Below are 24,365 nucleotides of genomic sequence, written 5' to 3'. Positions count from 1 at the left end.
GCCCTAGGCCTTGGAGCCGGCCGCCGGTAAGTCCGGCGTGCCGTTCTCCACCGGCGTCGACGCTGGCGGCTCGACCGCAGTCAGCGGAAAATTCGCCCACTCGGTGGCGAAGTGCACCTTCGGATCGTCATCCACTTTTTTCTTGATGCGCAGGTTGAAGCCGCGCATGACCTCGCTCTGGGTTTGCGGCTTGGTACGGATGCCGGCCAGCAGCGCTACGCCGTTCAAGTCGAAACCGTTGACCCCGTAAATTTCGATCGGCTGCAGCAGCAGCCGCCGCAGGCGCCGGTCTTCCAGCATCTCGGCGCCGGTTTCGCGCATCAGGCGCAGCGCCTGGTCGACATCTGAATCGTGGGTGACGCTCAGCTTGAGTGAGGCATAAGTGTATTCGCGCGAGTCGTTCTTGATCGCCGTGATCTGCGAAAACGGCACGCTATGCACCGAGCCGTTGCTGTCGCGCAGGCGCACGGTGCGGATGGTCAGGTTCTCGACCGTGCCGGCATGGCCGTTGCCGACATCGACCCAGTCGCCGACCGACATCGAATCTTCCATCAGGATGAAGACGCCGGTGATCAGGTCCTTCACCAGCGATTGCGAACCGAAGCCGAAAGCCAGCCCGACCACCCCGGCCGAGGCCAGCAGCGGCGTCACATTGATGCCGAGATTGGCCAGCGTGGTGATCACGGTGATGGTCAGGATCATCAGCATCAGAGCGTTGCGCAGCAGCGGCAGGATGGTGCGCATGCGCGTGCTCGGGTTCTTGCGCGCGTAGCGGCTGTTGCGGGTTGGGTTGATGGCTTCCTGGATGAAGGTGTCGAGCAGGATCCAGATCAGCCAGGCGATCACCAGCGTCAGGCCAATCTTGCCCAGCGCCGAGACGATCATCTGGCCGATCAGGGTGGCGTTGGCGAATTCCAGCAGCGAATGTTCCCAGATCCTGGTCAGCAATTCGAAGAAACCGATCCACAAGGCCAGCTGCAGCAGGCTGAAGCCGACGTTGCTGAGGCGCAGGATATAGGGTGATTGGCGGCGCGTCACTCCGGCCGTCGCCTTGCGGGCGCGTATGCGCTGCAGCAGCGCACCGATGAAAAACATGGCGATCAGCAGCGCCGCACTGGCCAGCGCGTGATTCAGGGCTGAATTATTGGTCGACAGATCGAGGATGGTGGCGACGCTGACGGTGATGCTCAGCAGCAGCACCGGCAGGTACCAGACGGCCGCCACCACTTCCAGCGTTTCCATGCGCGCCGGGTGGTCGCGCCGCACCGCCCGCGGCCGGTTGCGGATGATGTGCGCCACCGGTCGTCGGAACAGCAGGGCGAACACCCCGCCCAGTATCGCCGCCGTCAGGCTGGCCAGGGTCGCCACCACGCTCGAGAGGTGGACGCCGATGATCTGGTTCACGTGCGGATTGTCCAGGGCGTCGCCGAGCCAGCCGGCGCAGCCGATGACAAAGAGCAGCTTGAAACCACGCTGGTACAGGATGTGCACCGCGATCATGCGGTGGCCGCCGTGCGACAGCGAAAAAATGATGGCGCAGATGGCCTGGAACAGGCGCGCGCCGACCAGGGTGTACAGCAGCACCGTGGCCAGCACCCGCCCCAGCGATTGCCCGTGCGCCGCATCCAGGCTGATGGTGACCGAGATTTCCACCACCAGCGCCAGCAGTAGCGGCGCGATGTGGCGCCATATATACAGCAGCAATTCCTTCATGCTGGGATCGGACGACAGCGTCGTCTGGATATTGAAATGCCGTTGCACCCGCTTGCCGATATAGTGCAAGGCGATAGCGACGGCGCCGAACAAGGCCAGCATTTCGAGAAAGCCCGCCAGCGCCTGCCATCCGGTTTCCGATTCCTGGCGCTGCAGGATGGTCGACAGGTCTTGCCAGGCCAGCGAAAACTGCCGGTTCCAGAATTTTTCCGGCGTGATGACCTGATGCAGATGCGCCTGAAAAGTGTCGAGGCTATTGGAAATCAGGCCGATGAAACCCTTCTGTTCGGGCGAGGCCTTGCTGTTCTGCTGTTCGGCCTGGATCAGCGTGGCCACCAGGCTGCCCGTGCCGGGACTGCTTTGCAGCACCTTGGACAGCGAGTCCAGCGGCGCTGGCGCGGCAGCGGGAGCGGCCGGCGTGCTGGCGGCGGTGTCAGCGCTGGCGGCGGCCGTTGCCGCCCGTGCCGGAGCGCCGTTTGCCAGCAGCAAGCAAAACAGCAGAAGCGAACCCGATAGCAAGCGTACTAGATGCTGGGGATAGCTGGTTTTCATGTCGGCTAGGCAAAAGTCATAAAGTGACAATCTTACCGTACCGCAGGCACAAGCTGGCCGAATCGATATGTGTCAAAAAAACATCTTGCGGCCGGCTTTTACCATGGAGCAGGCCGCGCGAGTTCAGGCCGCCGGCAAATCGTCTTCGATATAGGCGCGCACCACGTCGTCGAAGCTACTGTCGCCGACGAAGCCGAGGTCGAGCGCGCGGCTGGCGTCCCAGGCGCCCGGCCAGCTGGAAATGATGCGGTCTATGATGGCGTCGTGTTGCCATTCAATGCGGGCGGCGACTTCCTTGCCGGCGACGCGTTCCAGCGCCGCGACCATTTCGGCGACGGTGACCGAGATCCCTGGCAGATTGATGGTCCGGCTTTTCCCCAGGATATCGGCCGGCAGCGCATAGCCGTGGATCAGGCAGGCGATTACCTTGCGCGGCGATAGCAGCCACAGGTGCACATCCGGCGCGACCGGGCAGACTGCCGGCTGGCCGTTGAGCGGTTCGCGGATGATGCCGCTGGCGAAAGAGGAGGCGGCCTGGTTGGGTTTGCCGGGACGCACGCTGATGGTCGGCAGGCGCAGCACGCGGCCATCGACGAAGCCCTTGCGGCTGTAATCGTTGAGCAGCAGTTCCGCGATCGCCTTTTGCGCACCGTAGGACGATTGCGGATTGAGCGCGGTATGGTCTTGCACGACTGACGGCAGGACGCCGCCGAATACCGCTACCGAGCTGGTGAAGATCACGCGCGGCACATGACCGCAGGCGCGGCAGCGTTCCAGCAGCAGCCGTGCGGCATCCAGATTGATGCGCATGCCGAGATCGAAGTCGGCTTCCGCCTGGCCGCTGACAATCGCCGCCAGGTGGAAGACCGCCGCGGTCTGGCTGGTGATCGCGCGTTCCAGCAAGGCGCTGTCGGTGATGTCGCCGGTGACCTGTTCGATGCGGCTGTCGTCGAAGCCGCTGGCGGCGACTACGTCGACCAGGACGATCTTGCTGATGGTTTGCAACTGGCCGCTGCGGTCGGGCAGGCTGCCTTGCTTGAGCAGGCTGCGCGCCAGGCGCTGGCCGAGGAAGCCGGCGCCGCCGGTGATGACTACTTGCATGATGTTCCTTTGTTCAATCGTGTTTGTATCGTGTATCTATTTACAGCCAGGGTTTGAGCCAGCCCAGGCCGGCAGAGGTGGCCCCGCGCGGCCGGTACTCGCAGCCGACCCAGCCCTGGTAGCCGAGCGAGTCGATCAGCTCGAACAGGTAGGGATAATTGATCTCGCCGCTATCCGGCTCATGCCGTTCCGGCACGCCGGCAATCTGGATATGGCCGATGCCGGCCTGCGGGCGCTGCATGTCGCGCTTGAGCTTGACCGCCAGGTCGCCTTCGACGATCTGGCAGTGATACAAGTCGAACTGCACCTGCAGGTTATCGGCGCCGACCTCGGCGCAAATCGCCTGCGCCTCATCCTGGCGATTCAGGAAGAAGCCGGGAATGTCGCGCGTATTGATCGGTTCGATGACGATGGTGACGCCATGTACGGCGGCCTGGGCCGCGGCATAGGCCAGGTTTTCCAAGTAGACGGCGCGGTGGCGAGCGCGCTCCTGCTGTGGCTGGATCAGGCCGGCCATCACGTGCAGTTTGCGGTTGCCCAGCACTTGCGCGTATTCGAGGCCGGTGGCGACGCTGCGTTTGAATTCATCTTCGCGTCCGGGCAAGGAGGCCAGACCGCGTTCGCCGTCCGCCCAGTCGCCGGGCGGCGCGTTGAACAGCGCCTGGCTCAGGCCGTTGTCTTGCAGTCTTGCCTGCAGTTCAGTAGCGGCATGTTCATAGGGGAACAGGAACTCGACACCCTTGAAGCCATCTTTGGCGGCGGCTGCAAAGCGGTCGAGGAAGGCATGTTCGTTGTACATCATGCTCAGGTTGGCGGCGAAACGTGGCATTGCGGACTCCTGGAATTTTCTTGGAAAATAAGCGTTATCGATTGACCATTTTAGGCGGTGTCTTCAGGATCGCAATGGCGCCGATCACCAGCATCCCGGCCAGCATGAACATGCCGGTCCGGTTGTTGTGCGTGGTGTCCTTCAGCCAGCCAACCAGGAAAGGACTGACGAAGCCGGCCAGGTTGCCGACCGAGTTGATCACCGCGATGCCGGCGGCGGCGCCGGTGCCAGACAGGAAAGCAGTCGGCAGCGACCAGAACAGCGGCGAGCAGGTCAGCACGCCCATGGCCGCCAGCGACAGGAAAGCAATCGCGATCACGGTATTGTCAGCGGCCAGCGCCGAGACCACGAAGCCGACCGCGCCCAGCAGGGCCGGCACGATCAGATGCCAGCGCCGCTCCCGCAGGCGGTCGGAACGGCGGCCGATCAGGATCATGGCAAATACCGCGCACAGGAAGGGAATCGCGCTGATCAGGCCGATCTTGAAATCGCCCACCACGCCGGAAGCCTTGACCAGCGTCGGCAGCCAGAACGTCAGGCCATACTGGCCCATGACGATGCAGAAGTAGATCAGGCACATATGCCAGATACGGATGTCCTTGAACACGGCCGCGGTGGTTTTCGGGCTGTGCTTATCCTTCTGGTCGGCGCGGATTTCCGCTTCCAGGAAATCCTTCTCCGCTTCCGTCAGCCACTTGGCCTTGCGGATGCTGTTGTCCATCACGAAGAACACGGCAATCCCGACCAGCACTGCCGGCACCGCTTCGATCATGAACATCCATTGCCAGCCATGCCAGCCGCTGGCGCCATGGAAAGCCTGCATGATCCAGCCCGACAGCGGGTTGCCGAAAATGCCGGAGATCGGAATCGCCGCCATGAAGGTGGCGACTACCTTGGCGCGCCGGTGCGAGGGAAACCAGTAGGTCAGGTAGAGGATGATGCCGGGATAAAAGCCGGCTTCCGCTACGCCCAGCAGGAAACGCAAGACATAGAACTGGGTCGGCGTCTGCACCCAGGCGAAGCAGGCCGACAGCACGCCCCAGGTAATCATGATGCGGGCGATCCACAGCTTGGCGCCGACCCGGTTCATGATCAGGTTGCTGGGCAGCTCGAACAGGAAGTAGCCGAGGAAGAAAATGCCGGCGCCGAGGCCAAAGATGGTTTCGCTGAAGCCCAGGTCTTGAGACATCTGCAACTTGGCAAAGCCGACGTTGACGCGGTCCAGGTAGGCCACCACGTAACACAGCATGATGAATGGCACGAAGCGCCAGAATACTTTCTTGTACAGATTTTCTGCCTGCTCGGCCGGCAGGCTGACGCCGGCCGGTATGGCCTGCTTGTTGATCGTTACGGACATCTTGTCTCCACCAATGTGATTTTTAGAATGCGGATGTTTCTATTGTCTGAAACTTACCAGCGTGCGCCAAATACCCGATACAGCTCATCCAGGGCCGCGGCGCTGAGCGGCTCCGGTTTGTTTTCCAACATCAGCCAGAGTCGCGCGGTTTCTTCCAGTTCTTCCAGTGCGAACGCCGCCTGCGAAACGCTCTCGTGCCACAGCACCGGCCCCAGCCGTTCCAGCAGGACGCCGCGCACCGAGGTCGCCAATGACTTCACTTGCTCTGCCACTTGCGGATCGCCAGGACGGCAATAGGGAATCAAGGGAATCTGGCCGACCTTCATCACTTGATACGGCGTGATCGGCGGCAGCACGCACCGGTCGTGCCAGACGCCCGCCAGCGACAACGCCACCAGATGGGTCGAATGGGTATGCACCACGGCTTGCGCCTGCGGGTTGTTGTCGTACACCGCGCGATGCAGCGCCAGTGTCTTCGACGGCTTGTCGCCATTGACCCATTTGCCGCTCAGGTCGACCTTGGCGATTTGCGCCGGCGCCAGGCGGCCGAGGCAGGCGTCGGTGGGGGTGATCAGCCAGCCGTCGTCCAGCCGGGCGCTGATATTGCCGGCGCTGCCGACGGTGTAACCGCGCTGATACAGACTGGCGCCGGTTTCGCAGATTTCGGCGCGCAGCGCCTGTTCTTTCAATGCCGTGTTCATAGTCGCGTTTCCCCCAACTGGCGCAGCGCTTTTTCAAAGAAATCCACGCTGCCGAAATTGCCGGACTTCAGAGCCAGCGCCAGCACCGGAGAACCGTCGGTGGCTATCGATGCTGTCGCAGGCACGCCGGGATCAATTTGGGCGCCTATGCGCAATGCGTGCACATCAAGCGCCTTGACCACCGCGCCGGAAGTCTCGCCGCCGGCAATCACGAAGCGCCGCACACCGCTGGCTTGCAAGGCGACGGCGATGTCGGCTAGCGCCTGTTCGATCAGCTGGCCGGCGCGTTCGACGCCGAGCTCGGCCTGCACTTGCCTGACTTGTTCCGGTGTGGTGGTTGCGTAGATCAGCAGCGGTTGTTGTTCGAGGTGCTTGTCTGCGAAAGCCAGGGCTTGCGCCACTATTGGTTCGCCACGCGCCAGCGCGAGCGGATCAAGGCGGAACGCCGGATGTTTTTCCATCCATGCCGCAACCTGTGCATTGGTCGCTTTCGATGCGCTGCCGGCCAGCACCACCGACCAGCCTTCGACGCCGGGCAATGCACTTGCCTTTGCGCCAGGCTGCAGCAGGCCGGCCTTGACGAAATTGGCCGGCAGGCCGAGTGCAATGCCCGAGCCCCCCGTCACCAGCGACAGATCCGCACAGGCGGCGCCGATGGCGTACAGGTCCTGGTTTTCCAGCGCATCGACGATCGCCATGCGCACGCCTTGCCGACGCAGGCCGGCGATCTCCGCCTGGATCTTTTCGCTGCCTTGGGATACTGCCGGATAGGCGATTAGGCCGACCTTGGATGGCGTCTGCTGCTGCAGCACACGCACCAGGTTGGCGTCGGTCATTGGCGTCAACGGATGATTCTGCATACCGGATTCATTCAGCAGCTGATCCTGGATGAACAGGTGGCCGCGATACAGGGTGCGTCCGGTTTCCGGGAACACCGGACAGGCGATGGTGAAGTCGCTGCCCAATGCCTGCAGCAGGGCATCGATCACCGGACCGATATTACCCTTGGCGGTGGAATCGAAAGTGGAACAGTACTTAAAGAAGAACTGGCGGCAGCCTTGTTGCTGCAACCAGCTTAATGCCGCCAGCGAATCCGCGACCGCTTCTGCGGCCGGCGCTGTGCGGGACTTCAAGGCCACGACGATAGCATCGACATCCTGCGGCGCGGTTGCCGGCACGCCGATGGTCTGCACGGTGCGCATGCCTTCGCGCACCAGCATGTTGGCGAGGTCGGTGGCGCCGGTGAAGTCGTCGGCGATGCAGCCGAGCAGGGGGCTTGATGCTGTATTGGATTGCAGTGACATGCCTTACTCCTGCGCCGTCGGCAACTGGATGCCCGGGAAAATCTTGATCACCGCGGAATCGTCCTCGCCGCCATGACCGGCGCTCGACGCCATCATGAACATCTGATGGGCCGCCGCGGACAATGGCAGCGGGAATTTGCTGGCGCGCGCCGTATCGAGCACCAGTCCCAGGTCCTTGACGAAAATGTCGACTGCCGAGAGCGGCGTGTAATCGGCTATCAGGATATGCGGCACGCGGTTCTCGAACATCCAGGAGTTGCCGGCGCTGTTGGTGATGACTTCGTACAGCGCATCGGCATCGACCCCTTCGCGCAGGCCCAGCGCCATCGCTTCGGCGGCGGCGGCGATGTGCACGCCAGCCAGCAGCTGGTTGATGATCTTGACCTTGGAGCCGACGCCATGGGCGTCGCCCAGCCGGTACACCTTGCCGGCAATCGCCGCCAGCACTGCTTCACCCTTGGCGTAAGCGGCGGCGGGGCCGGACGTCATCATGGTCATTTCACCCGAGGCGGCGCGTGCGGCGCCGCCCGAGAGCGGCGCATCCAGAAAGAGCAGCTGCTGCATGGCCAGCCGTTCGCCCAGCTTGACCGCATATTCCGGCGCCACCGTGGCGCTGGCGATCACCAGGCTGCCGGGACGCATCGCCGCTGCCGCGCCCTGTTCACCGAACAGCACCTGCTCGGTTTGCGCGGCGTTGACCACCACGGTAATCACCACATCGCATTGGGCGCCGAGTTCGGCCGGTGTGCTGCAGGCAATCCCGCCTTCGTTAACGAACTGTTGCAAGACTTGCGGGCGGACGTCGCAAGCATAGGTGCGGAAATACGCGCGCAGTAAAGAACGGGCGACGCCCAAGCCCATGGCGCCAAGGCCGATAACACCTACATTGATGGTCATTTGCTGGTCCTGACTATGGTTTTTTTGAAGTGCTCTTGGCTTTCGGCGCCGCCTTGGCCGCGACCGCGCCTTGCGACAGGCGGCGCGCCGCATTGAACATATGGTTTTGCGCGGCATTGCGCGCGCCCAGCGCATCGCCTGCGGCAATCGCGGAAGCGATGGCGGCATGCTCTTCATACACCTGGCGCATGAAATCGTCGCGCCGCGCTTCATTGCTACGGGTGACCGCGGTGGCGGCTTCCAGATATTGACTGAGAAAGGCCAGCGTCTGCAGCAGGAAAGGATTGCCGGTCGCTTCGGCGATGCTGCGATGGAACATCACATCGGCCAGCACGCCGTCGCCACCGGCCTTGACGTCGGCTTCAATCCCTTTCAGCGCGGTTTCGATCGCCTTCAGCTGGCGCGGCGTGCGGCGGGTGGCCGCCAGCGCTGCCACTTCGGCATCGATGGCGCGGCGCAGTTCGACGATCTGCAGCACCGCATCGGCCGAGGAGGCCTGGTCGAACTGGATACGTAGCGGCCGCAGATGGCCTTGTTCGCTGACATATACGCCGCTGCCCTGGCGCGGCTCGACCGCGCCTTCATTCTTCAAGCGGGAAATCGCCTCGCGCACCACGGTGCGGCTGACGCCGAACTGTTCCGACAGCGCCGGTTCGGTCGGCAGCTTGGCGCCGGGGCCGAACTCGCCGGTCTGTATCTTTTTCAGCAATTCCTGGGCCACGGTGTCGCTCAGGGAAGTGCGGTTGGCATTCAGTTTATTGAACATGGTGTCTCGTCCGCTTGCCTGTTTTTATCGTAATGTGACCATATCATCATACGAATTATTGGAAAAATCAAGGTCTGTTGCAACGATTCCTGACAATTGTTTACTTGCCCAGGGTCAATGATTGACGCAACTTTCAAGGCTAACATCCTGCCATCAGCTGGAAAACCGCATACCGGCACGAGTCCGCCCGTGACATTCCAGTAGAATCCTGTCCTTGTGGAAACGTAGCAGCAACCATTGCCATCGTCATCGGGATCGCTATTCAATGAAGAAAATCATGTACAGCTGCCTTGCCCCCATCACCATGCTGGCAGTCTGCGCCGCGGCCAGCGCGCAGATCAAAATCGGCGTCGACATCGCCGTCACCGGCCCGGCAGCCGCCATCGGAGCGCCGACCAAAAACGCCATCCTGTTATGGCCGAAAGAGATTGCCGGGCAAAAAGTTGAGTACATCATCCTGGACGACGCTTCCGATCCGACCAACGCCGTGCGCAACGCGCGCAAGCTGATCAGCGAAGAAAAGGTCGACCTGATCGTCGGCCCCAACACCACGCCGGCGGCGCTGGCGCTGCTGGATGTTGTGGCAGAGTCAGGCACGCCGATGCTGGCGCTGGCAGCCTCGGCCTCGATTGTCGAACCGCAGGATGCCAAACGGGCCTGGGCCTTCAAGCTACCGCAAAATGATTCGCACATGGCCACCATCCTGACCCAGCACATGGCCGCTAACGGGATTAAAACGGTCGGCTTCATCGGCTTTGCCGATGCCTACGGCGATAGCTGGTGGCGCGAATTTTCGCACCTGGCCGAGCTGCGCAAGATCAAGGTGGTCGCCAGCGAGCGCTATAACCGCAACGACAGCAGCGTCACCGGCCAGATCCTGAAGATCATGGCGGCGCAGCCGGATGCGGTATTGATCGCCGCTTCGGCGACGCCGGCGGTGCTGCCGCAAAAGACCCTGGTCGAACGCGGCTACAAGGGCCGGATCTACCAGACCCATGGCATCGCCACCGCTGATTTCCTGAAGGTGGGTGGCAAGGATGTCGAAGGCACTTTCTTTCCGACCGGGCCGGCCGTGGTGGCCAGGCAGCTGCCGCTGTCCAATCCGGTCCGGAAGACTGCGCTGGATTTCACCAGCCGCTATGAAGCCGCCTATGGCGCCGGCAGCATGACGCAGTTCGCCGCCGACGCCTGGGGCGCCTACATGCTGCTCGCCAACGCGCTGCCGCAGGCGCTGCAAGCGGGGCAGCCGGGCAGCAAGCAGTTCCGCGCCGCCCTCCGCACTGCGCTGGAAAACACCCATGACCTGACGATTCCGCAAGGCGTGGTCAACATGAGTGCGAAGGACCATGTCGGACTGGACCAGCGCTCGCGCGTGATGGGACGCATCGTCAACAATAAATTCAGCTACGCCTACGGCGGCTGAACCTTCATCAAAATCAAGAAAATCGAAAGCAAAGAAGATGAATTCCTTGGGTTTGTGGTTGCGCGGCTTTATTCCCGGTTCGGTGGCGGTCAATGCCACCGAGCGCCTGCGTGCTTGTTGCGGCGCTTTGCTGGGGATTTTGCTGACCGGGCTGGTGAGCCACTGGGTGCTCGGCCCGGGCGCTCCCTTGCCGCTGCTGATCGCGCCGATGGGCGCTTCGGCAGTGCTGTTGTTTGGCGTGCCGGCCAGTCCGCTGGCGCAGCCCTGGTCGATCATCGGCGGCAACCTGGTGGCTGCCGTGATCGGCGTGGCTTGCGCGCGCTGGGTCCACGATCCGGTATTCGCGCCGGCGCTGGCGGTGTCGCTGGCGATCGGCGCCATGTTTGCCCTGCGCTGCCTGCATCCACCCAGCGGTGCGGTGGCGCTGACGGCAGTGCTGGGCGGGCCGGCGGTGACCAGCCTGGGCTTCCATTTCATCCTGACGCCGGTGCTGTTAAATTCTATTTTTCTGCTGTTGGTGGCGCTGCTGTTCAATAACGCCACCAAGCGCCGCTACCCGCACAGCGCCCATCAGGATCCGGCCAAGCTGCACAAGACTATCGACCAGCCCAGCGGCGCGCGGATCGGCTTTACGCAAGAAGATCTGGACCATGTGCTGGAACAATACAACCAGGTGCTGGACGTCAGCCGCGACGACCTCGAAAGCCTGATCCTGCAAACCGAGATGCACGCCTACCGGCGTCGCTTCGGCGCTATCACCTGCGCCGACATCATGTCGCGCGATGTGGTCAGCGTCGAGTACGGCACGTCGCTGGAAGATGCCTGGGGTTTGCTGCTGAAGCACCGGATCAAGGCGCTGCCGGTCATCAACCGGGCGCGGCGCCTGGTCGGCATCGTGACCCAGACCGATTTCATGCGCCAGGTGGATCTGCAGCTTTACGCCGGTGTCGACCAGCGCCTGAAGCAGTTCCTGCGGCGCAGCACCGGTACGCATTCGGACAAGCCGGAAGTAGTGGGGCAGATCATGACTGCTGCAGTGAAGAGCGCGGCCTCGTCCATGCATATCGTCGAGCTGGTGCAGCCGCTGTCCGATTCCGGCATCCATCATATGCCGATTGTCGACGATCAAAACCGGCTGGTCGGCATGGTGACGCAGTCCGACATGGTGGCGGCCCTGTACCGCGGCAACGCGAACCTGGCTACGCTTTAACCACACTTTTAACCGCGGCAATTGCCGCCAGACCGCGCCCGCCTTACAATGGCGGGGTTTTGGTGCACGCGGACATGTCCATGTCCGCAGTTAAACGGGAAACACGGCGCTAGGCGTATCAGATCGCCAGCCAACGTGTGCTGCCCCCGCAACGGTAAACAAGCGCCGCTTGTCTGTATCCAACAGGATGCGACAGGCGGCAGGGCGCATCTCATGCCACTGTGTAGCGGTTTTACATGGGAAGGTTATGCACTCCGACTTGCTAGCCCGGATACCGGCCAGATCAGGGGGAGCGAGGTAGCGGCGAGGTCACGTTTGTGCCACGCCCTTGCCTGGCGACTGTTGCAACCGGGCTTGCGGGGAAGCAGGCCGGGGACTCTTATCGTATCCAAACATGACCTTATCTTTATCATGCCGTTCCGGCGCGGCCCTGAAGCCGCTCGCGCTGGCTGCCGCCATTCTTTCCTGCAGCTTTGGCTCTGCTGTCGCTCAAACCGTCCAGGAGCAGAGCCTGGTGCCGGTGGTGGTGACCGCCGCCCGCGTCGAGCAGCCGCAAACCGATGCCTTGCCGCACACTACCGTGATCAGCGCGGAAGATATCCGCAATTCGCAGGCGCCTGATTTGCCTGCCTTGCTGGAGCGCCAGGCCGGCATCCAGATCACCCGTGTCGGCGGTCCCGGTCAGCAGGCTTCGCTGTTCATGCGCGGCGCCAATACCTCGGAAACCCTGATCCTGATCGATGGCGTGCCGATCCGCCGCCAGGCTTCCTACGGTTTGCCGGCGCTGGAAAACATCCTGCCTGAGCAGATCGACCATATCGAAATCGTGCGCGGCAACGTCTCCGCGATCTACGGTTCCGGCGCCATCGGCGGCGTGGTGCAGATTTTCACCAAGCGCGGCAGTGGCGCACCGGCCCTCAATGCGTCGGTCGAAGCCGGCTCGCGCGGCACTTATCAAGGCAACGTCGGCGTCAGCGGCAAGAGCGGCGATACCCGTTACGCCCTGGCCCTGACCCGCTTCAAGACCGACGGTTTTTCGGCGCAGAACCCGCAGCAGAGCCCGAACGTCAATCCGGACCGCAACGGCGACGGCAACACCAGCGTCTCGGGATCGGTATCGCAGGAATGGAGCAAGGGCAATGAAATCGGCGCCCGCGTCTATGCCAACGACGCCAAGTACACCTTTGACGATGCCTACGGCACGCCGACTGACCAGAACCGTGGCCATTCCAAGAGCCAGTCTTTCGCCGTGTACTCCAAGAATAATTTCACCCAGAACTGGACCTCGACACTGACGCTGTCGCAAAACGTCAACCGCGACAACCTCGACGACCTGACGCAGTTCGGCAACAGCAGCAATGGCTACAAGAGCACGCAGAACCTGCTGCAGTGGGCCAATGAATTGCGCTTGTCGCCGATGTGGACGGTAACTGCCGGCGTTGACGCTGGCCGCGAAAAGGCGGAAGTCGAGTCCAACAGCAGCTACGGCAATTCCAGCAACAGCTATTCGCGCTCGACCTCCAGCGTGTACGCCGGCGCGCTTGGCAAGATCGGCCCGCATCAGCTGCAACTCAACCTGCGCCACGACGATGTCGGCGGTTCCGGTTCGGATAATACCGGCTACCTCGGCTACGGCTATGCGCTGACCGACAGCGTCAAGCTGATCGCCAATGCCTCGACTGCATTCAATGCGCCAACGCCGGTGCAGCTGTATGACCCGCTGTACGGCAACACCAACCTCAAGGCCGAGCGTTCCAAATCCTATGAGTTGGGCGTGCAGTACGCCGCCGGCGCTACCTTGTTGCGCGCCACCTTGTTCGATACCCGCACGCGCGACCAGTTCGGCTACGATCCCGTGACCTTCCATACCATCAATATCGCTCGCGCCAAGAACCAGGGACTGGAACTGAGCGCCAGCGCCACCCTGGCGGAAATCGACTGGCGCGCCAGCCTGACTCTGCAGAATCCGAAAGATGAATCGACCGACAAGACCCTGGTGCGGCGGGCCAAGACGCTCGGTTCCTTCGGTGCAGCGAAAAGCTTCGGCGCCTGGCGTATCGGCACGGATGTGCAATACACCGACAGCCGCACCGACATTCCCGGCAACCCGCAGCTGGCGCCGTACTGGCTGACCAACGCTAATGTGCGTTATCAGCTGACCAAACAGACTTCGGTATATGGCCGTGTCGAGAACCTGTTCAACCGCGACTATCAGACCGCCTACGGCTATAACCAGCCGTCACGTGGCCTGTTTGTTGGTGTAAATTGGCAGCAGTAACTCTTTAGGCCTACTGCGCGCCTCAATCTCCGGCCTGCGATGCTCACTGTACTAAAGTACAGTTGCGCTTCTCGGCCAGACCTTGAGGCGCTCGTCAGGGCCTAAAGAGCTACTGCAATTTACGAATACATTTACCGCGAAGCGACTCGTTCATTGACCAGCATCACCACACTGCGCCGCGCTATCCTGATCCTCCTCTGCCTGACGGCGGCGGCGGGATTGGCGCTGTCGCTCGCCGTGTTGTGCGGCAGCAGTGGCTGTGGGCGTCCGCTGGTGGCGGACCAGATTTACTTTTCCTTGCGCCTGCCGCGGGCGCTGACGGCTTTCATCGTCGGCGGCCTGCTGGCGCTGGCCGGGGCCTTGATGCAGGTGTTGCTGCGTAATCCCCTGGCCGAACCTTATGTGCTGGGTATGTCCGGAGGCTCCGCCGCCGGCGCCTTGACGGCCCTGCTTGTGGCCAGTCATTTCGGTTTCATGGGCGACACCGCTGCTGCATTCGGCGCCGCACTCGGCGCGGGGCTGGCGGTGTTGCTGCTGTTCGGGCTGGCGCGCCAGGCTTTGCGGCGCCTGCCCAGCGTGGCCCAGCATAGCGGCCATCGTCTGATTCTTACTGGCGTGATGATCGCCGCCGGCTTTGGCGCGATCGTGACGCTGGTGCTGACCCTGGCGCCCGATGCGCAGCTGCGCGGCATGCTGTTCTGGCTGATGGGCGACCTCGAAGACGGCCGCCTGCTGTTGCCGGCGGCGGTGCTGTTGCTGCTGCTCCTGCTGTGGAGCGTGTTCAAGGCGCAGCAGCTCAATCTGCTGGCGCGCGGCGAGGGTTTCGCCCAGCTGCTCGGCGTGCCCGTTTTGCGCTTGCGCTGGATGACACTGGCTGCGGCATCGCTGGCTACCGCCGCGGCGGTGACGGTGGCCGGTACGATCGGCTTTATCGGGCTGGTGGTGCCGCACGCGGTCCGCCTGCTGGTCGGCAACGACCAGCGCATCCTGCTGCCGGCCAGCGTGCTGGCGGGCGGCGCCGCGCTGGCGCTAGCCGATCTGGCGGCGCGTACCGTGGTGGCGCCGACGCAGCTGCCGGTGGGCGTGATTACCGCTCTGGTGGGAGTGCCGGTGTTTCTCTGGCTGTTGTCGCGCAGCCGCGCATGAGGACGCATGCATGAACGAATTCAGCGCACCATTGCTGGCGGCCGAACAATTGAGCGTCAGCGCAGATCAAAGAATCTTGTGCAAGCGGCTGGACTGGCAAGTGATGCCGGGCCAGTTCTGGTGTGTGCTGGGCCGTAACGGCATCGGCAAGACCACGCTGCTGCATACGCTGGCGGGGCTGGCGCTGCCGGGGGAGGGCCGCGTAGCGATCCAGGGCAAGCGCATCGATCGCATTCAGCCGCAACAGCTGGCGCGTCTGCGTGGCTTGCTGGCGCAGCAGCAGGCAGACGCCTTTTCCAGCAGCGTGCTGGCGGCGGTGATCGCGGGCCGCCATCCCTATCAGTTCGGCTTTGGCTGGGATCGCGAGGAAGACCGTGCCCAGGCCATGCAAGCCTTGCAGCGCGTCAGGATGGCCAGCTTCAGCGAACATGACGTGATGCGCCTGTCTGGCGGCGAACGGCAGCGGGTGGCGCTGGCGACGCTGCTGACGCAGGATCCGCTGCTGCTGATGCTGGATGAGCCGACCGCGCATCAGGATGCGGCGGCGCAGATCGTGGTGATGGAATTGCTGCGTAAGATAGCAAATGGCTTGCCGCGCAAAAAAGCGGTAATCGCCGCCTGCCATGACATCAACCTGGTGGCGCGCTACGCCAGCCACGTGCTGTTGTTGGGGGATGGCCAGACCTGGCAGGGCAGCGCCGACAAGGTGCTGCAGCCGCAGCTGTTGCAGGCCGCTTTTGGCTGCGCGTTTGAAGTATTGGATAACGGCAGGCAGCGCATGTTCATGCCGCTGGCCGATACCGCTTCGGTATCAGGCTGATCCGTCCGCGGACTGTCGTGCATTCCACTGCATTTGCGTAATGCGATACAGCAGGTGCGGTTTGAGCGGATGGCCATCGGCCAGTTTCGGATGCAGGAAATCATCTGCGGGATCGCGCTGCATGCCGATCGCTTGCATGACTTTTTGCGAGGGCAGGTTGCTGTCGGCGGTAAACGATACGATCTGTTCCAGTCTCAGTTGCTCGAAGCCTGCCGCCAGCGCCGCCGTGGCGGCTTCGGAGGCATAACCTTGGCGCCAATACGGCCTTGCCAGGCGCCAGCCGATTTCCACTGCTGGTGTAAACGGCGCGCTAAAACCAACTTGCAACAGCCCCGTCAGTCCAATCAGTGCGCCGTTATCCTTGCGCTCCAGCGCCCACAGGCCAAAGCCGTGCTGCGCGAAATGCTCGCGTATGCGTCCGATCAAGGCAGCGCTTTCGTCATGGTTCAAGGTGGCAGGAAAATAACGCATCACTTGCGGATCGGCGCACATGGCTGCGAGTTCCGACAGGTCGGCGTCGCGCCATTGGCGCAGCAGCAGGCGCGGGCTTTCCAGTTCCAGGATATTTGCCATCAAGCGTCTCCACAGAGATGAGCCGGCAAGCCGGTTCTAAGGCTGGCTGCGGTGGCTGCGCGCCAGGTCCAGTTGCTGGCACAGTTCGGCGGCGCCGTCGAGTATGCGCGGGCCGGGTCGGCTCATCCAGTTCGGCGTCAGCGTAAAAAGATTGTTGCCGGCCACGGCTGCCAGCTTGGGAAAACGGCGCCATCCGCCGTCTACGCTCTTACCGCCGTCGGCAGAAAAAATGACTTCCGGATTGGCGCTCAGCACGGCTTCGGTGCTGACGGTAGGCGCCAGCTGCGGCAGCTGGCCGAACACATTCTCGCCGCCGCACAGGCGGATCACACTGGATACCATGTGCTTGTTATTAAGGGTCATCAAGGGTTTTTGCCAGATCTGGTAAAACACCCGCACTGGCGGCCGCTGCTGATATGTTGCCGTCAGCTGCGCCAGCCTGGCGCTGAAATCCTCGGCCGCCGCTGCACCCTGGTCCGGGATGCCGGCCAGCTGCCCCAGCCGCTGCAGCGACGAGGCGATGGCTTCCAGCTGGCGCGGTTCGCTTTCAAATACAGGAATGCCGAGCGCGCGCAGCCGGGCGAGCTGGCTGGCAGAATTGCCGCTGCTCCAGGCCACTATCAGATCTGGCTTGAGACTGACGATGCGTTCGATATCCAGTGCGCTGCTGCTGCCGACTGAGGGCAGTTTGGCGGCGGCCGGCGGATAGTCGCTGTAATCGCTGACGCCGACGACGTAGGTGCCGGCGCCGACAGCGAACAGCAGTTCGGTGGCGTGCGGCGCCAGGCTGACGATGCGATGAGCAGGCTGCGGCAGGGTGACTGCGTGCTGCGCATCGTCTTGCACCGTGATGGGCGCGGCCAGGACGGCAAGCGGCGCCGCCAGGCTCGCGGCGCAGAATGCCGTCGCTGCAGCCAGCATCCGCGTCTGTCGGTAGGCGGAAAGGCGCAGCTTATATCTCCAGATTGTCGATCAGGCGCGTGCTGCCGAGCTTGGCGGCGGCCAGCACCACCAGCTTTTCGCCTTGCGCGAGGTCGCCGGCGGCCGGCGCCTGCAGGTCGCAGCGCTTGCGGATCGAGATATAGTCCGGCTTCCAGCCGCGGCTGCCGAGCTGCGCCATCGCTTCTTTTTCCAGTTCGAAGATATTCAGATGGCCGGCACGTACTTCTTCGGCGACCTGGTTGAGCGTCTTGAACAGGCTCGGTGCTTCTGCCCGTTCGTCGGCCGACAGGTACATATTGCGCGAGGACAGCGCCAGGCCGTCGTCGGCGCGCCAGGTTTCGGCGGCGATGATCTCGGTCGGCAGGGCGAACTGCTTGGCCATGTTGCGGACGATCATCAGCTGCTGGTAATCCTTCTTGCCGAACACCGCCACGCGCGGCTGCACGCAAGAAAACAGTTTCAGCACGACAGTCGTCACGCCGGTAAAGAAGCCGGGACGGAATTCGCCTTCCAGCGTATTGCCGAGATCGTCGGGCGGCCGCACGCGGAATTCCTGCGGTTCCGGATACAGATCTTTCTCGGTCGGAGCGAAGAGAACGTAGACGCCTTCCTTTTCCAGTTTCTCGACGTCGGCGGCGAAAGTGCGCGGATATTTGTCGAAGTCTTCGTTGGGGCCGAACTGCAGGCGGTTGACGAAGATCGAAGCGACAATAGGATCACCGTGCTTCTTGGCCAGGCGCATCAGCGACAGGTGGCCTTCATGCAGGTTGCCCATGGTCGGCACGAATGCGGTACGCAGTTGGCCGCGCAATTGGTCGCGTAGCTCTTCGATCGAGGAAATGATTTTCATGAAAATTTATTTTTGCGGAATAAAATGTAAGCGTCATCGTAGGGTGGGCAGGTTTTGCTGCCCACGCGTTGCCGACGCGGGTACGCTTGAGTTACGCGTGGGCACAGGTGCCCACCCTACAAAAATCAAGCCGGCGCATAAGTAGGTGAGTAGGCCAGTCGCACATAGATAGGCGCAAAAGGTTCGGCCTGGGTAATCTCGATCAGGGTTTCCTTGGCCAGCTCCAGCAGGGCGATGAAGTTCACCACCAGCACCGGCACGCCGCGCGCAGGATCGAACAGCTCGGCAAATTCGACAAAGCGCGACGACTGCAAGCGCCGCAGGATCCCGGTCATGTGCTCGCGCACCGACAGTTCTTCGCGGCTGATGGTGTGGTGGGCGGTCAGTTTGGCGCGCTTGATGACGTCGGCCCAGGCCGCCTGCAGATCGTCGAGGTTGACATCCGGCCAGCGCGTGACGGTGTTTTGCTCGATGTAGATCTGGGTGCGTACATAGTCGCGCCCGAGTTGCGGCAGGGCGTCGATCTCGCGCGCCGCCAGCTTCATCTGCTCGTATTCCAGCAGGCGCCGCACCAGTTCCGCGCGCGGATCTTCGGCTTCTTCGCTGTCGGTTTTGCGTACCGGCAGCAGCATGCGCGACTTGATCTCGATCAGCATGGCTGCCATCAGCAGATACTCGGCCGCCAGCTCCAGGTTGGTGATGCGGATCTGGTCGACGTATTCCAGGTATTGCAGGGTTACCTGCGCCATCGGGATATCGAGGATGTTGAAGTTCTGCTTGCGGATCAGGTACAGCAGCAGGTCGAGCGGACCTTCGAATGCTTCCAGGAAGACTTCCAGCGCATCCGGCGGAATGTAGAGATCGGTCGGCATGCGGAACAGCGGCTCGCCGTACAGGCGCGCGTAAGCCACGCCGTCGATCACATTCGGGGTCGAATCGGCTTGGCCTTCCAGGGTCAGTTCGGCGGCGTCCGACGAATTCTGGCTCATCTGATCTTACCTGGCCGGGACTGGCTTAGTGATTGTTTTGATACACATAGGGTTGCTGCTCGACGCGTGATTCCTCGGTGCGCTGCTGGTTGTCGAGGTCGATCGGCGTCTTGTCCCACAGCAGGGCGCGGCCGGCCAGCTGCTGCTCTTCCAGCTTAGGATTCTTTTCCTTGAGTTCGGCAACGAATTTGGTGATGTCGGATTGATAACCGTAAATTTGTTTGGAAAATTTCATGGGTGCTTTGATAATGGGCTGGGATTAGGCGCTATTTTATGCTATTTCGAGGTCGCCCAACGGATTGTCGTTGACAGCGGCCAGGATTGTTTTGTGTCTAAATGGCAACTATCGAGTAGAAAAAGGACGATATACTTGGATAATCATCGTAAGCAGGAGACGGCATGAAATCATGGGTACGCAAGCTTGTACTGCTGCTCGCGCCATTACTGGTCGCGGCCTGCGACCAGAATGGCAACTTCATACAGGAGGCGGGCTTGGAAAAACTCAACCGCGGCGTATCGTCGGAAGCCGATGTGCGCAACGCCATGGGCCAGCCGGATACGGTCTGGGAAAAGGAAAACGGCGAACGTACGCTGGAATATCCGAAAGGGCCGTCCGGCACCCGTACCTGGATGTTCTATATCGGCCCGGATGGCAAGCTGTCTGACTACAAGCAGGTGCTGACCGAAGAGAATTTCGCCAAGATCAAGGTTGGCATGCGCAAGGAAGAGATCCGCCAGATGCTGGGCAAGCCGCGCACCGTGGTGCAGTTCACCCGCAAGAATGAGGAAGTGTGGGACTGGCGTTATATCCAGAGCGACGCCAGCCAGGCGTTTTTCAATGTCCACATGGATATCACTAGCGGGCTGGTGACCGGTACCTCGGTGTCTCAGGTATACGGACATTAGCGTAGGGTGGGCACAGCGTGCCCACGCGTGAACTCACACCACGCACATGCCTGTTTGGGTAGCACGTGGGCACGCTGTGCCCACTCTATCGCCTGAGCCAGCGCCGCATCACGGTCGGCGGCTCTTGCAGCGGATTGGCGCGGGCGTATTCCAGCTCCGGCGCCAGTTCGAATTCAAACACTGCGTACAGGTCGACCACACGCGCCTGGTCGGCGCGCACCGCCAGCCTCAGTTCCTGCACATCGGCGCTATGGGCGCGATGAATCAGTGCTTCCATCAAATGTTGTGACAAGCCCTGGCCGCGATAGGCTGGCAATATGCCCATGCGCAGGATTTCCCAGACATCGGATTCGGTATCCGACGGCAGCCAGCGCACCGAGCCGGCCGGTTCGCCATCCAGCAGCAGGATGAAGCCGCCGCCGCGCTGCAGGTCTTGCCGGACCCGCTCGGCCTGTTCGCGATGGCCGCTGGAGCTGGCTACCACCCGCTCAGCCCAGCAGGCGCGGGTCAGCTCGGCGATCAGTGCGGCATCGTCGGCGCTGGCTTCGCGCACCTGCAGGCTCATGCGCTTGCCCTTAACTGACCCGCATGCCCGGCTCGGCGCCTGGCCATGGAGTCAGCACGTAGATGCCCGGATTGGCTTTGCCGTCTACCGCGGAAGCCGCCAGCACCATGCCTTCGGAGATGCCGAACTTCATCTTGCGCGGCGCCAGGTTAGCCACCATCACGGTCAGCTTGCCGACCAGTTCTTCCGGCTGGTAAGACGATTTGATGCCGGAGAAGACATTGCGCAAACGGCCTTCGCCGACATCCAGCGTCAGCCGCAGCAGCTTGTCGGAACCGTCCACGTGTTCGCAGTTGACGATCTTGGCGATGCGCAGGTCGACCTTGACGAAATCGTCGATCTTGATTTCGGCGGCCAGCGGCTCGATGCTGCTGATTGCTGCCGGCGCTGCTGTTTCCGTTGTTTCTGCAGCAGCGGCCGGCGCCGGCGCATCAAACAGGGCGTCCAGCATCTTCGGCTCTACCCGCGTCATCAGGTGCGCGTAGGCATTGATGACGTGGCCGTCGGCCAGCGGTTTGGCGACGTCGCTCCACACCAGCGGCTGGATCTGCAGGAAGGCTTCGACTTGCGCCGCCAGCGCCGGCAATACCGGTTTCAGGTACAGGGTCAGGATACGGAACGCTTCCAGCAGGCGGCTGCAGACTTCGTGCAGCAGTGCTTCCTTGCTCGGATCCTTGGCCAGTTCCCATGGCTTGTTGGCGTCGACGTAAGCATTGACGGCGTCAGCTTGTTCCATCACGGCGCGCAGGGCCTTGCCGTATTCGCGGCTGTCATAGAGCGCCTGGATATCGCTGGCGACGGCGCGCAGCCTGGCCAGGAAAGGATCGCTGTCGGTGGCCCAGGCGGTGCTCAGCTTGCCGTCGAATTTCTTGGCGATGAAGCCGGCGGCGCGGCTGGCGATGTTGATGTACTTGCCGATCAGGTCGGAATTGACGCGCGCCACGAAGTCGTCCGGATTGAAGTCCAGGTCTTCCACCTTGGCGCTTAGCTTGGCGGCGATGTAGTAGCGCATCCATTCCGGATTCATGCCGAGGTCGAGGTAGCGCAGCGGCGAAATGCCGGTGCCGCGCGACTTCGACATCTTTTCGCCGGAGACCGTCAGGAAGCCGTGCACGAAGACATTGTTCGGCACTTTCTGGCCGGAGAAGTGCAGCATGGCGGGCCAGAACAGTGTGTGGAAATAGGTGATGTCCTTGCCGATGAAGTGATACTGCTCGGTCTTCGGATCGGCCATGAAGGCGTCGTAGTCGCGCCCGGTCTTGCTGAAATAGTTTTTCAGCGAAGCGAGGTAACCGACCGGCGCATCCAGCCAGACATAGAAATACTTGCCCGGTTCATCCGGGATCTCGATGCCGAAGTAGGGCGCATCGCGGCTGATGTCCCAGTCGCCCATGCCGCCGTCGCTTTCCAGCCATTCCTTGGCTTTGTTGGCGACTTCCGACTGCAGGCGCGGCTTACCGTCGACATTGCCGAGCGCCCAGCCGCGCAGGAATTCCACGCATTGCGGGTCCGACAGGCGGAAGAAAAAGTGTTCCGAGGATTTCATCACCGGCGTCGCGCCAGTCAGCGTCGAGTACGGATTTTTCAGGTCAGTTGGGGCATACACCGAGCTGCATACTTCGCAGGAATCGCCGTACTGGTCCTTGGCGCCGCATTTCGGGCATTCGCCCTTGATGTAGCGGTCCGGCAGGAACATGTTCTTGACCGGGTCGAAGAACTGCTCGATGGTCTTGGTCGAAATGAAGCCCGCCGCTTTCAGCTTGCGATAGATGTCGCGCGACAGCTCGTGGTTTTCCGGGCCGTCGGTGGAATGCCAGTTGTCGAAGGCGATATGGAAGCCGTCCAGGTACTGCTTGCGGCCGGCCGCGATCTGCGCCACGAATTCCTGCGGCGTGATGCCGGCTTTCTCGGCGGCAATCATGATCGGTGCGCCGTGAGCGTCGTCAGCGCCGACGAAATTGACTTCGTGGCCCTGCATTCGCTGGAACCGCACCCAGATGTCGGCCTGGATGTATTCCATGATGTGGCCGATATGAAACGCTGCATTGGCGTAAGGCAGGGCGGTAGTAACGAATAACTGGCGTGGAGTTGAAGTCAAAGTAATGCTCATTTGGCAATGAATTTGCAACGTCAAGCGCTGCTGGTTGGAATAAAGGGTTGATTTTAGCAGCCAACGACAAGAATTGCGGGATAGCGTAACCGTAGGGTGGGCACATCGTGCCCACGCGTGACTGTAATAAACGGAGCGCCGACCCGCGCAAGTATGTACCCGCCCTACGTCGCGCCAGCGGAACAGCGGCAATTTGGTTTAGACTTGCCGCATCTTATAAAGAACGTGCAGAGGAAAAGTAATGAGCGTCACGATTGAAGCAGTCAAGGCAGCGTTATCCAGCGTCATCGACCCGAATACCGGCAAGGATCTGATCAGCAGCAAGTCGGCCAGGAATATCCAGCTGGACGGCGCCGACGTCTCCTTCGACGTTGAGCTCGATTATCCGGCCAAGAGCCAGTTCGCGCTGATCGGCGCCGCGGCCACCAAGGCGGTGGGCGCATTGGCCGGCGTCGGCCAGGTGCGGCCTAACGTCTATTCCAAAATACAATCGCATGCGGTGCAGCGCGGCATCAAGCTGATGTCCAACATCAAGAACATCATTGCGGTGGCGTCCGGCAAGGGCGGCGTCGGCAAATCGACCACGGCGGTCAACCTGGCGCTGGCGCTGGCGGCGGAAGGCGCCCAGGTCGGCATCCTCGATGCCGACATCTACGGCCCTTCGCAGCCGATGATGATGGGCATCAGCGGCCGTCCGGAAACCAAGGATGGCAAGACTATGGAGCCGCTGGAAAACCACGGCCTGCAGGTATCGAGCATCGGTTTCATGGTCGATCCGGACGAGCCGATGGTGTGGCGCGGTCCGATCGTGACCCAGGCCCTGCAGCAGCTGCTGGACCAGACCAACTGGCGCGACCTCGACTACCTGATCGTCGACATGCCGCCAGGCACCGGCGATATCCAGTTGACGCTTTCGCAAAAAGTGCCGGTCACCGGCGCCGTGATCGTCACCACGCCGCAAGACATCGCCCTGCTGGATGCGCGCAAGGGCCTGAAGATGTTCGAGAAGGTCGGCATCCCTATCCTCGGCATCGTGGAAAACATGAGCACCCACATCTGCTCCAACTGCGGCCACGCCGAAGCGATTTTCGGTGAAGGCGGCGGCGCCAGGATGTGCGGCGAATACGGCGTCGATTTCCTCGGCGCCCTGCCGCTGACCATGTCGATCCGCCAGCAGACCGATTCCGGCACGCCGACCGTGGTGGCGGAACCGGACGGTCCGGTAGCGCATATCTATAAGGAAATCGCGCGCAAGGTGGCGATCAAGGTGGCGGAGAAAGCCAAGGACATGAGCAGCAAGTTCCCGACCATCGTCATCAAGAACGATTAGGTT

Annotated in this window: 22 protein-coding genes and 1 riboswitch; of the genes, 7 read left to right on the top strand and 15 right to left on the bottom strand. The window is 62.0% G+C overall.

Annotated elements, in window-relative coordinates; translation table 11 throughout:
- Positions 1–3: 3 nt before the first annotated feature.
- The 8 genes from CPter91_RS19935 to CPter91_RS19900 form a co-directional block, all read right to left on the bottom strand.
- Complete coding sequence (locus tag CPter91_RS19935) at positions 4–2,265, bottom strand: mechanosensitive ion channel family protein (RefSeq protein WP_061943212.1); 2,262 nt, start codon at positions 2,263–2,265, stop codon at positions 4–6.
- Positions 2,266–2,388: 123 nt separating this feature from the next.
- Positions 2,389–3,366 carry a D-erythronate dehydrogenase gene (gene denD / locus CPter91_RS19930; RefSeq protein WP_061943210.1) on the bottom strand — a complete coding sequence of 326 codons (978 nt, stop codon included), beginning with the start codon at positions 3,364–3,366 and terminating at the stop codon, positions 2,389–2,391.
- 40 nt (positions 3,367–3,406) lie between these two features.
- Positions 3,407–4,195, bottom strand: a complete 789-nt coding sequence (gene otnI / locus CPter91_RS19925) for a 2-oxo-tetronate isomerase (RefSeq protein WP_061943208.1) — start codon at positions 4,193–4,195, stop codon at positions 3,407–3,409.
- 34 nt (positions 4,196–4,229) lie between these two features.
- Positions 4,230–5,552 (bottom strand): MFS transporter, encoded by a 1,323-nt coding sequence (locus CPter91_RS19920; RefSeq protein ID WP_061943206.1) that lies wholly within the window; start codon positions 5,550–5,552, stop codon positions 4,230–4,232.
- A 53-nt stretch (positions 5,553–5,605) separates the two neighbouring features.
- Complete coding sequence (gene otnC / locus CPter91_RS19915; RefSeq protein WP_061943204.1) at positions 5,606–6,253, bottom strand: 3-oxo-tetronate 4-phosphate decarboxylase; 648 nt, start codon at positions 6,251–6,253, stop codon at positions 5,606–5,608.
- Entirely contained in the window at positions 6,250–7,557 is a 1,308-nt protein-coding gene (gene otnK / locus CPter91_RS19910; protein WP_061943202.1) for a 3-oxo-tetronate kinase, read from the bottom strand. The genes otnC and otnK overlap by 4 nt, the downstream gene beginning before the upstream one ends.
- A 3-nt stretch (positions 7,558–7,560) precedes the next feature.
- Positions 7,561–8,547 carry an L-threonate dehydrogenase gene (ltnD, locus tag CPter91_RS19905; RefSeq protein ID WP_082793060.1) on the bottom strand — a complete coding sequence of 329 codons (987 nt, stop codon included), beginning with the start codon at positions 8,545–8,547 and terminating at the stop codon, positions 7,561–7,563.
- A complete protein-coding gene (locus CPter91_RS19900) occupies positions 8,468–9,220 on the bottom strand; it encodes a FadR/GntR family transcriptional regulator (RefSeq protein ID WP_061943198.1) in 753 nt (250 codons plus the stop codon). The genes ltnD and CPter91_RS19900 overlap by 80 nt, the downstream gene beginning before the upstream one ends.
- Before the next feature lie 277 nt (positions 9,221–9,497).
- On the opposite strand from CPter91_RS19900, the gene CPter91_RS19895 reads away from it, so the two are divergent.
- From CPter91_RS19895 to CPter91_RS19875, 5 genes are all read left to right on the top strand, one after another.
- Positions 9,498–10,643 carry an ABC transporter substrate-binding protein gene (locus CPter91_RS19895; RefSeq protein WP_236905868.1) on the top strand — a complete coding sequence of 382 codons (1,146 nt, stop codon included), beginning with the start codon at positions 9,498–9,500 and terminating at the stop codon, positions 10,641–10,643.
- A gap of 37 nt (positions 10,644–10,680) precedes the next feature.
- Positions 10,681–11,853: an HPP family protein gene (locus tag CPter91_RS19890; protein WP_061943194.1), complete on the top strand. Its 1,173-nt coding sequence runs from the start codon at positions 10,681–10,683 to the stop codon at positions 11,851–11,853.
- Between the two features lie 43 nt (positions 11,854–11,896).
- Positions 11,897–12,150: riboswitch (cobalamin riboswitch) on the top strand.
- Positions 12,151–12,247: 97 nt separating this feature from the next.
- Positions 12,248–14,131: a TonB-dependent receptor plug domain-containing protein gene (locus tag CPter91_RS19885; RefSeq protein WP_061943192.1), complete on the top strand. Its 1,884-nt coding sequence runs from the start codon at positions 12,248–12,250 to the stop codon at positions 14,129–14,131.
- Positions 14,132–14,284: 153 nt separating this feature from the next.
- The gene (locus CPter91_RS19880; RefSeq protein ID WP_082793058.1) at positions 14,285–15,277 is read left to right on the top strand and encodes a FecCD family ABC transporter permease; all 993 of its coding nucleotides are present in this window, start codon (positions 14,285–14,287) and stop codon (positions 15,275–15,277) included.
- A 10-nt stretch (positions 15,278–15,287) separates the two neighbouring features.
- Positions 15,288–16,097 carry an ABC transporter ATP-binding protein gene (locus tag CPter91_RS19875; RefSeq protein ID WP_061943191.1) on the top strand — a complete coding sequence of 270 codons (810 nt, stop codon included), beginning with the start codon at positions 15,288–15,290 and terminating at the stop codon, positions 16,095–16,097.
- On the opposite strand, the gene CPter91_RS19870 is transcribed toward CPter91_RS19875, so the two are convergent.
- The 5 genes from CPter91_RS19870 to CPter91_RS19850 form a co-directional block, all read right to left on the bottom strand.
- Entirely contained in the window at positions 16,089–16,670 is a 582-nt protein-coding gene (locus CPter91_RS19870) for a GNAT family N-acetyltransferase (RefSeq protein WP_061943188.1), read from the bottom strand. The two genes, CPter91_RS19875 and CPter91_RS19870, sit on opposite strands and share 9 nt — an antisense overlap.
- A gap of 36 nt (positions 16,671–16,706) precedes the next feature.
- Complete coding sequence (locus CPter91_RS19865; protein ID WP_061943186.1) at positions 16,707–17,591, bottom strand: cobalamin-binding protein; 885 nt, start codon at positions 17,589–17,591, stop codon at positions 16,707–16,709.
- Between the two features lie 31 nt (positions 17,592–17,622).
- Positions 17,623–18,462 (bottom strand): pantoate--beta-alanine ligase, encoded by an 840-nt coding sequence (panC, locus tag CPter91_RS19860; RefSeq protein WP_061943184.1) that lies wholly within the window; start codon positions 18,460–18,462, stop codon positions 17,623–17,625.
- A gap of 125 nt (positions 18,463–18,587) precedes the next feature.
- Positions 18,588–19,451 carry a segregation and condensation protein A gene (locus CPter91_RS19855; RefSeq protein WP_061943182.1) on the bottom strand — a complete coding sequence of 288 codons (864 nt, stop codon included), beginning with the start codon at positions 19,449–19,451 and terminating at the stop codon, positions 18,588–18,590.
- A gap of 25 nt (positions 19,452–19,476) precedes the next feature.
- Positions 19,477–19,686 carry a DUF3460 family protein gene (locus CPter91_RS19850; RefSeq protein WP_061943180.1) on the bottom strand — a complete coding sequence of 70 codons (210 nt, stop codon included), beginning with the start codon at positions 19,684–19,686 and terminating at the stop codon, positions 19,477–19,479.
- 164 nt (positions 19,687–19,850) lie between these two features.
- Here CPter91_RS19850 and bamE point away from each other — a divergent pair, with 164 nt between their 5' ends.
- Complete coding sequence (gene bamE / locus CPter91_RS19845; RefSeq protein WP_061943178.1) at positions 19,851–20,357, top strand: outer membrane protein assembly factor BamE domain-containing protein; 507 nt, start codon at positions 19,851–19,853, stop codon at positions 20,355–20,357.
- An 85-nt stretch (positions 20,358–20,442) separates the two neighbouring features.
- On the opposite strand, the gene CPter91_RS19840 is transcribed toward bamE, so the two are convergent.
- Entirely contained in the window at positions 20,443–20,922 is a 480-nt protein-coding gene (locus CPter91_RS19840; protein ID WP_061943177.1) for a GNAT family N-acetyltransferase, read from the bottom strand.
- Between the two features lie 10 nt (positions 20,923–20,932).
- Complete coding sequence (gene metG, locus CPter91_RS19835; protein ID WP_082793056.1) at positions 20,933–23,032, bottom strand: methionine--tRNA ligase; 2,100 nt, start codon at positions 23,030–23,032, stop codon at positions 20,933–20,935.
- A 241-nt stretch (positions 23,033–23,273) separates the two neighbouring features.
- Between metG and apbC the strand changes: the two genes are divergently transcribed.
- The gene (gene apbC / locus CPter91_RS19830; protein ID WP_061943175.1) at positions 23,274–24,362 is read left to right on the top strand and encodes an iron-sulfur cluster carrier protein ApbC; all 1,089 of its coding nucleotides are present in this window, start codon (positions 23,274–23,276) and stop codon (positions 24,360–24,362) included.
- Positions 24,363–24,365: the final 3 nt, after the last annotated feature.

The organism is Collimonas pratensis (assembly GCF_001584185.1).
Taxonomy (GTDB): domain Bacteria; phylum Pseudomonadota; class Gammaproteobacteria; order Burkholderiales; family Burkholderiaceae_D; genus Collimonas; species Collimonas pratensis.
This window is presented reverse-complemented; position numbering and strand designations above follow the sequence as displayed.

Bases quoted from the DNA above. Each gene is read 5' to 3' on its own strand.
- CPter91_RS19935 (WP_061943212.1), bottom strand. From the start codon at position 2,265: ATGAAAACCAGCTATCCCCAGCATCTAGTACGCTTGCTATCGGGTTCG.
- denD (WP_061943210.1), bottom strand. From the start codon at position 3,366: ATGCAAGTAGTCATCACCGGCGGCGCCGGCTTCCTCGGCCAGCGCCTG.
- otnI (WP_061943208.1), bottom strand. From the start codon at position 4,195: ATGCCACGTTTCGCCGCCAACCTGAGCATGATGTACAACGAACATGCC.
- CPter91_RS19920 (WP_061943206.1), bottom strand. From the start codon at position 5,552: ATGTCCGTAACGATCAACAAGCAGGCCATACCGGCCGGCGTCAGCCTG.
- otnC (WP_061943204.1), bottom strand. From the start codon at position 6,253: ATGAACACGGCATTGAAAGAACAGGCGCTGCGCGCCGAAATCTGCGAA.
- otnK (WP_061943202.1), bottom strand. From the start codon at position 7,557: ATGTCACTGCAATCCAATACAGCATCAAGCCCCCTGCTCGGCTGCATC.
- ltnD (WP_082793060.1), bottom strand. From the start codon at position 8,547: ATGCGGCGCGCCGCCTGTCGCAAGGCGCGGTCGCGGCCAAGGCGGCGC.
- CPter91_RS19900 (WP_061943198.1), bottom strand. From the start codon at position 9,220: ATGTTCAATAAACTGAATGCCAACCGCACTTCCCTGAGCGACACCGTG.
- CPter91_RS19895 (WP_236905868.1), top strand. From the start codon at position 9,498: ATGTACAGCTGCCTTGCCCCCATCACCATGCTGGCAGTCTGCGCCGCG.
- CPter91_RS19890 (WP_061943194.1), top strand. From the start codon at position 10,681: ATGAATTCCTTGGGTTTGTGGTTGCGCGGCTTTATTCCCGGTTCGGTG.
- CPter91_RS19885 (WP_061943192.1), top strand. From the start codon at position 12,248: ATGACCTTATCTTTATCATGCCGTTCCGGCGCGGCCCTGAAGCCGCTC.
- CPter91_RS19875 (WP_061943191.1), top strand. From the start codon at position 15,288: ATGAACGAATTCAGCGCACCATTGCTGGCGGCCGAACAATTGAGCGTC.
- CPter91_RS19870 (WP_061943188.1), bottom strand. From the start codon at position 16,670: ATGGCAAATATCCTGGAACTGGAAAGCCCGCGCCTGCTGCTGCGCCAA.
- CPter91_RS19865 (WP_061943186.1), bottom strand. From the start codon at position 17,591: ATGCTGGCTGCAGCGACGGCATTCTGCGCCGCGAGCCTGGCGGCGCCG.
- panC (WP_061943184.1), bottom strand. From the start codon at position 18,462: ATGAAAATCATTTCCTCGATCGAAGAGCTACGCGACCAATTGCGCGGC.
- CPter91_RS19855 (WP_061943182.1), bottom strand. From the start codon at position 19,451: ATGAGCCAGAATTCGTCGGACGCCGCCGAACTGACCCTGGAAGGCCAA.
- CPter91_RS19850 (WP_061943180.1), bottom strand. From the start codon at position 19,686: ATGAAATTTTCCAAACAAATTTACGGTTATCAATCCGACATCACCAAA.
- bamE (WP_061943178.1), top strand. From the start codon at position 19,851: ATGAAATCATGGGTACGCAAGCTTGTACTGCTGCTCGCGCCATTACTG.
- CPter91_RS19840 (WP_061943177.1), bottom strand. From the start codon at position 20,922: ATGAGCCTGCAGGTGCGCGAAGCCAGCGCCGACGATGCCGCACTGATC.
- metG (WP_082793056.1), bottom strand. From the start codon at position 23,032: ATGAGCATTACTTTGACTTCAACTCCACGCCAGTTATTCGTTACTACC.
- apbC (WP_061943175.1), top strand. From the start codon at position 23,274: ATGAGCGTCACGATTGAAGCAGTCAAGGCAGCGTTATCCAGCGTCATC.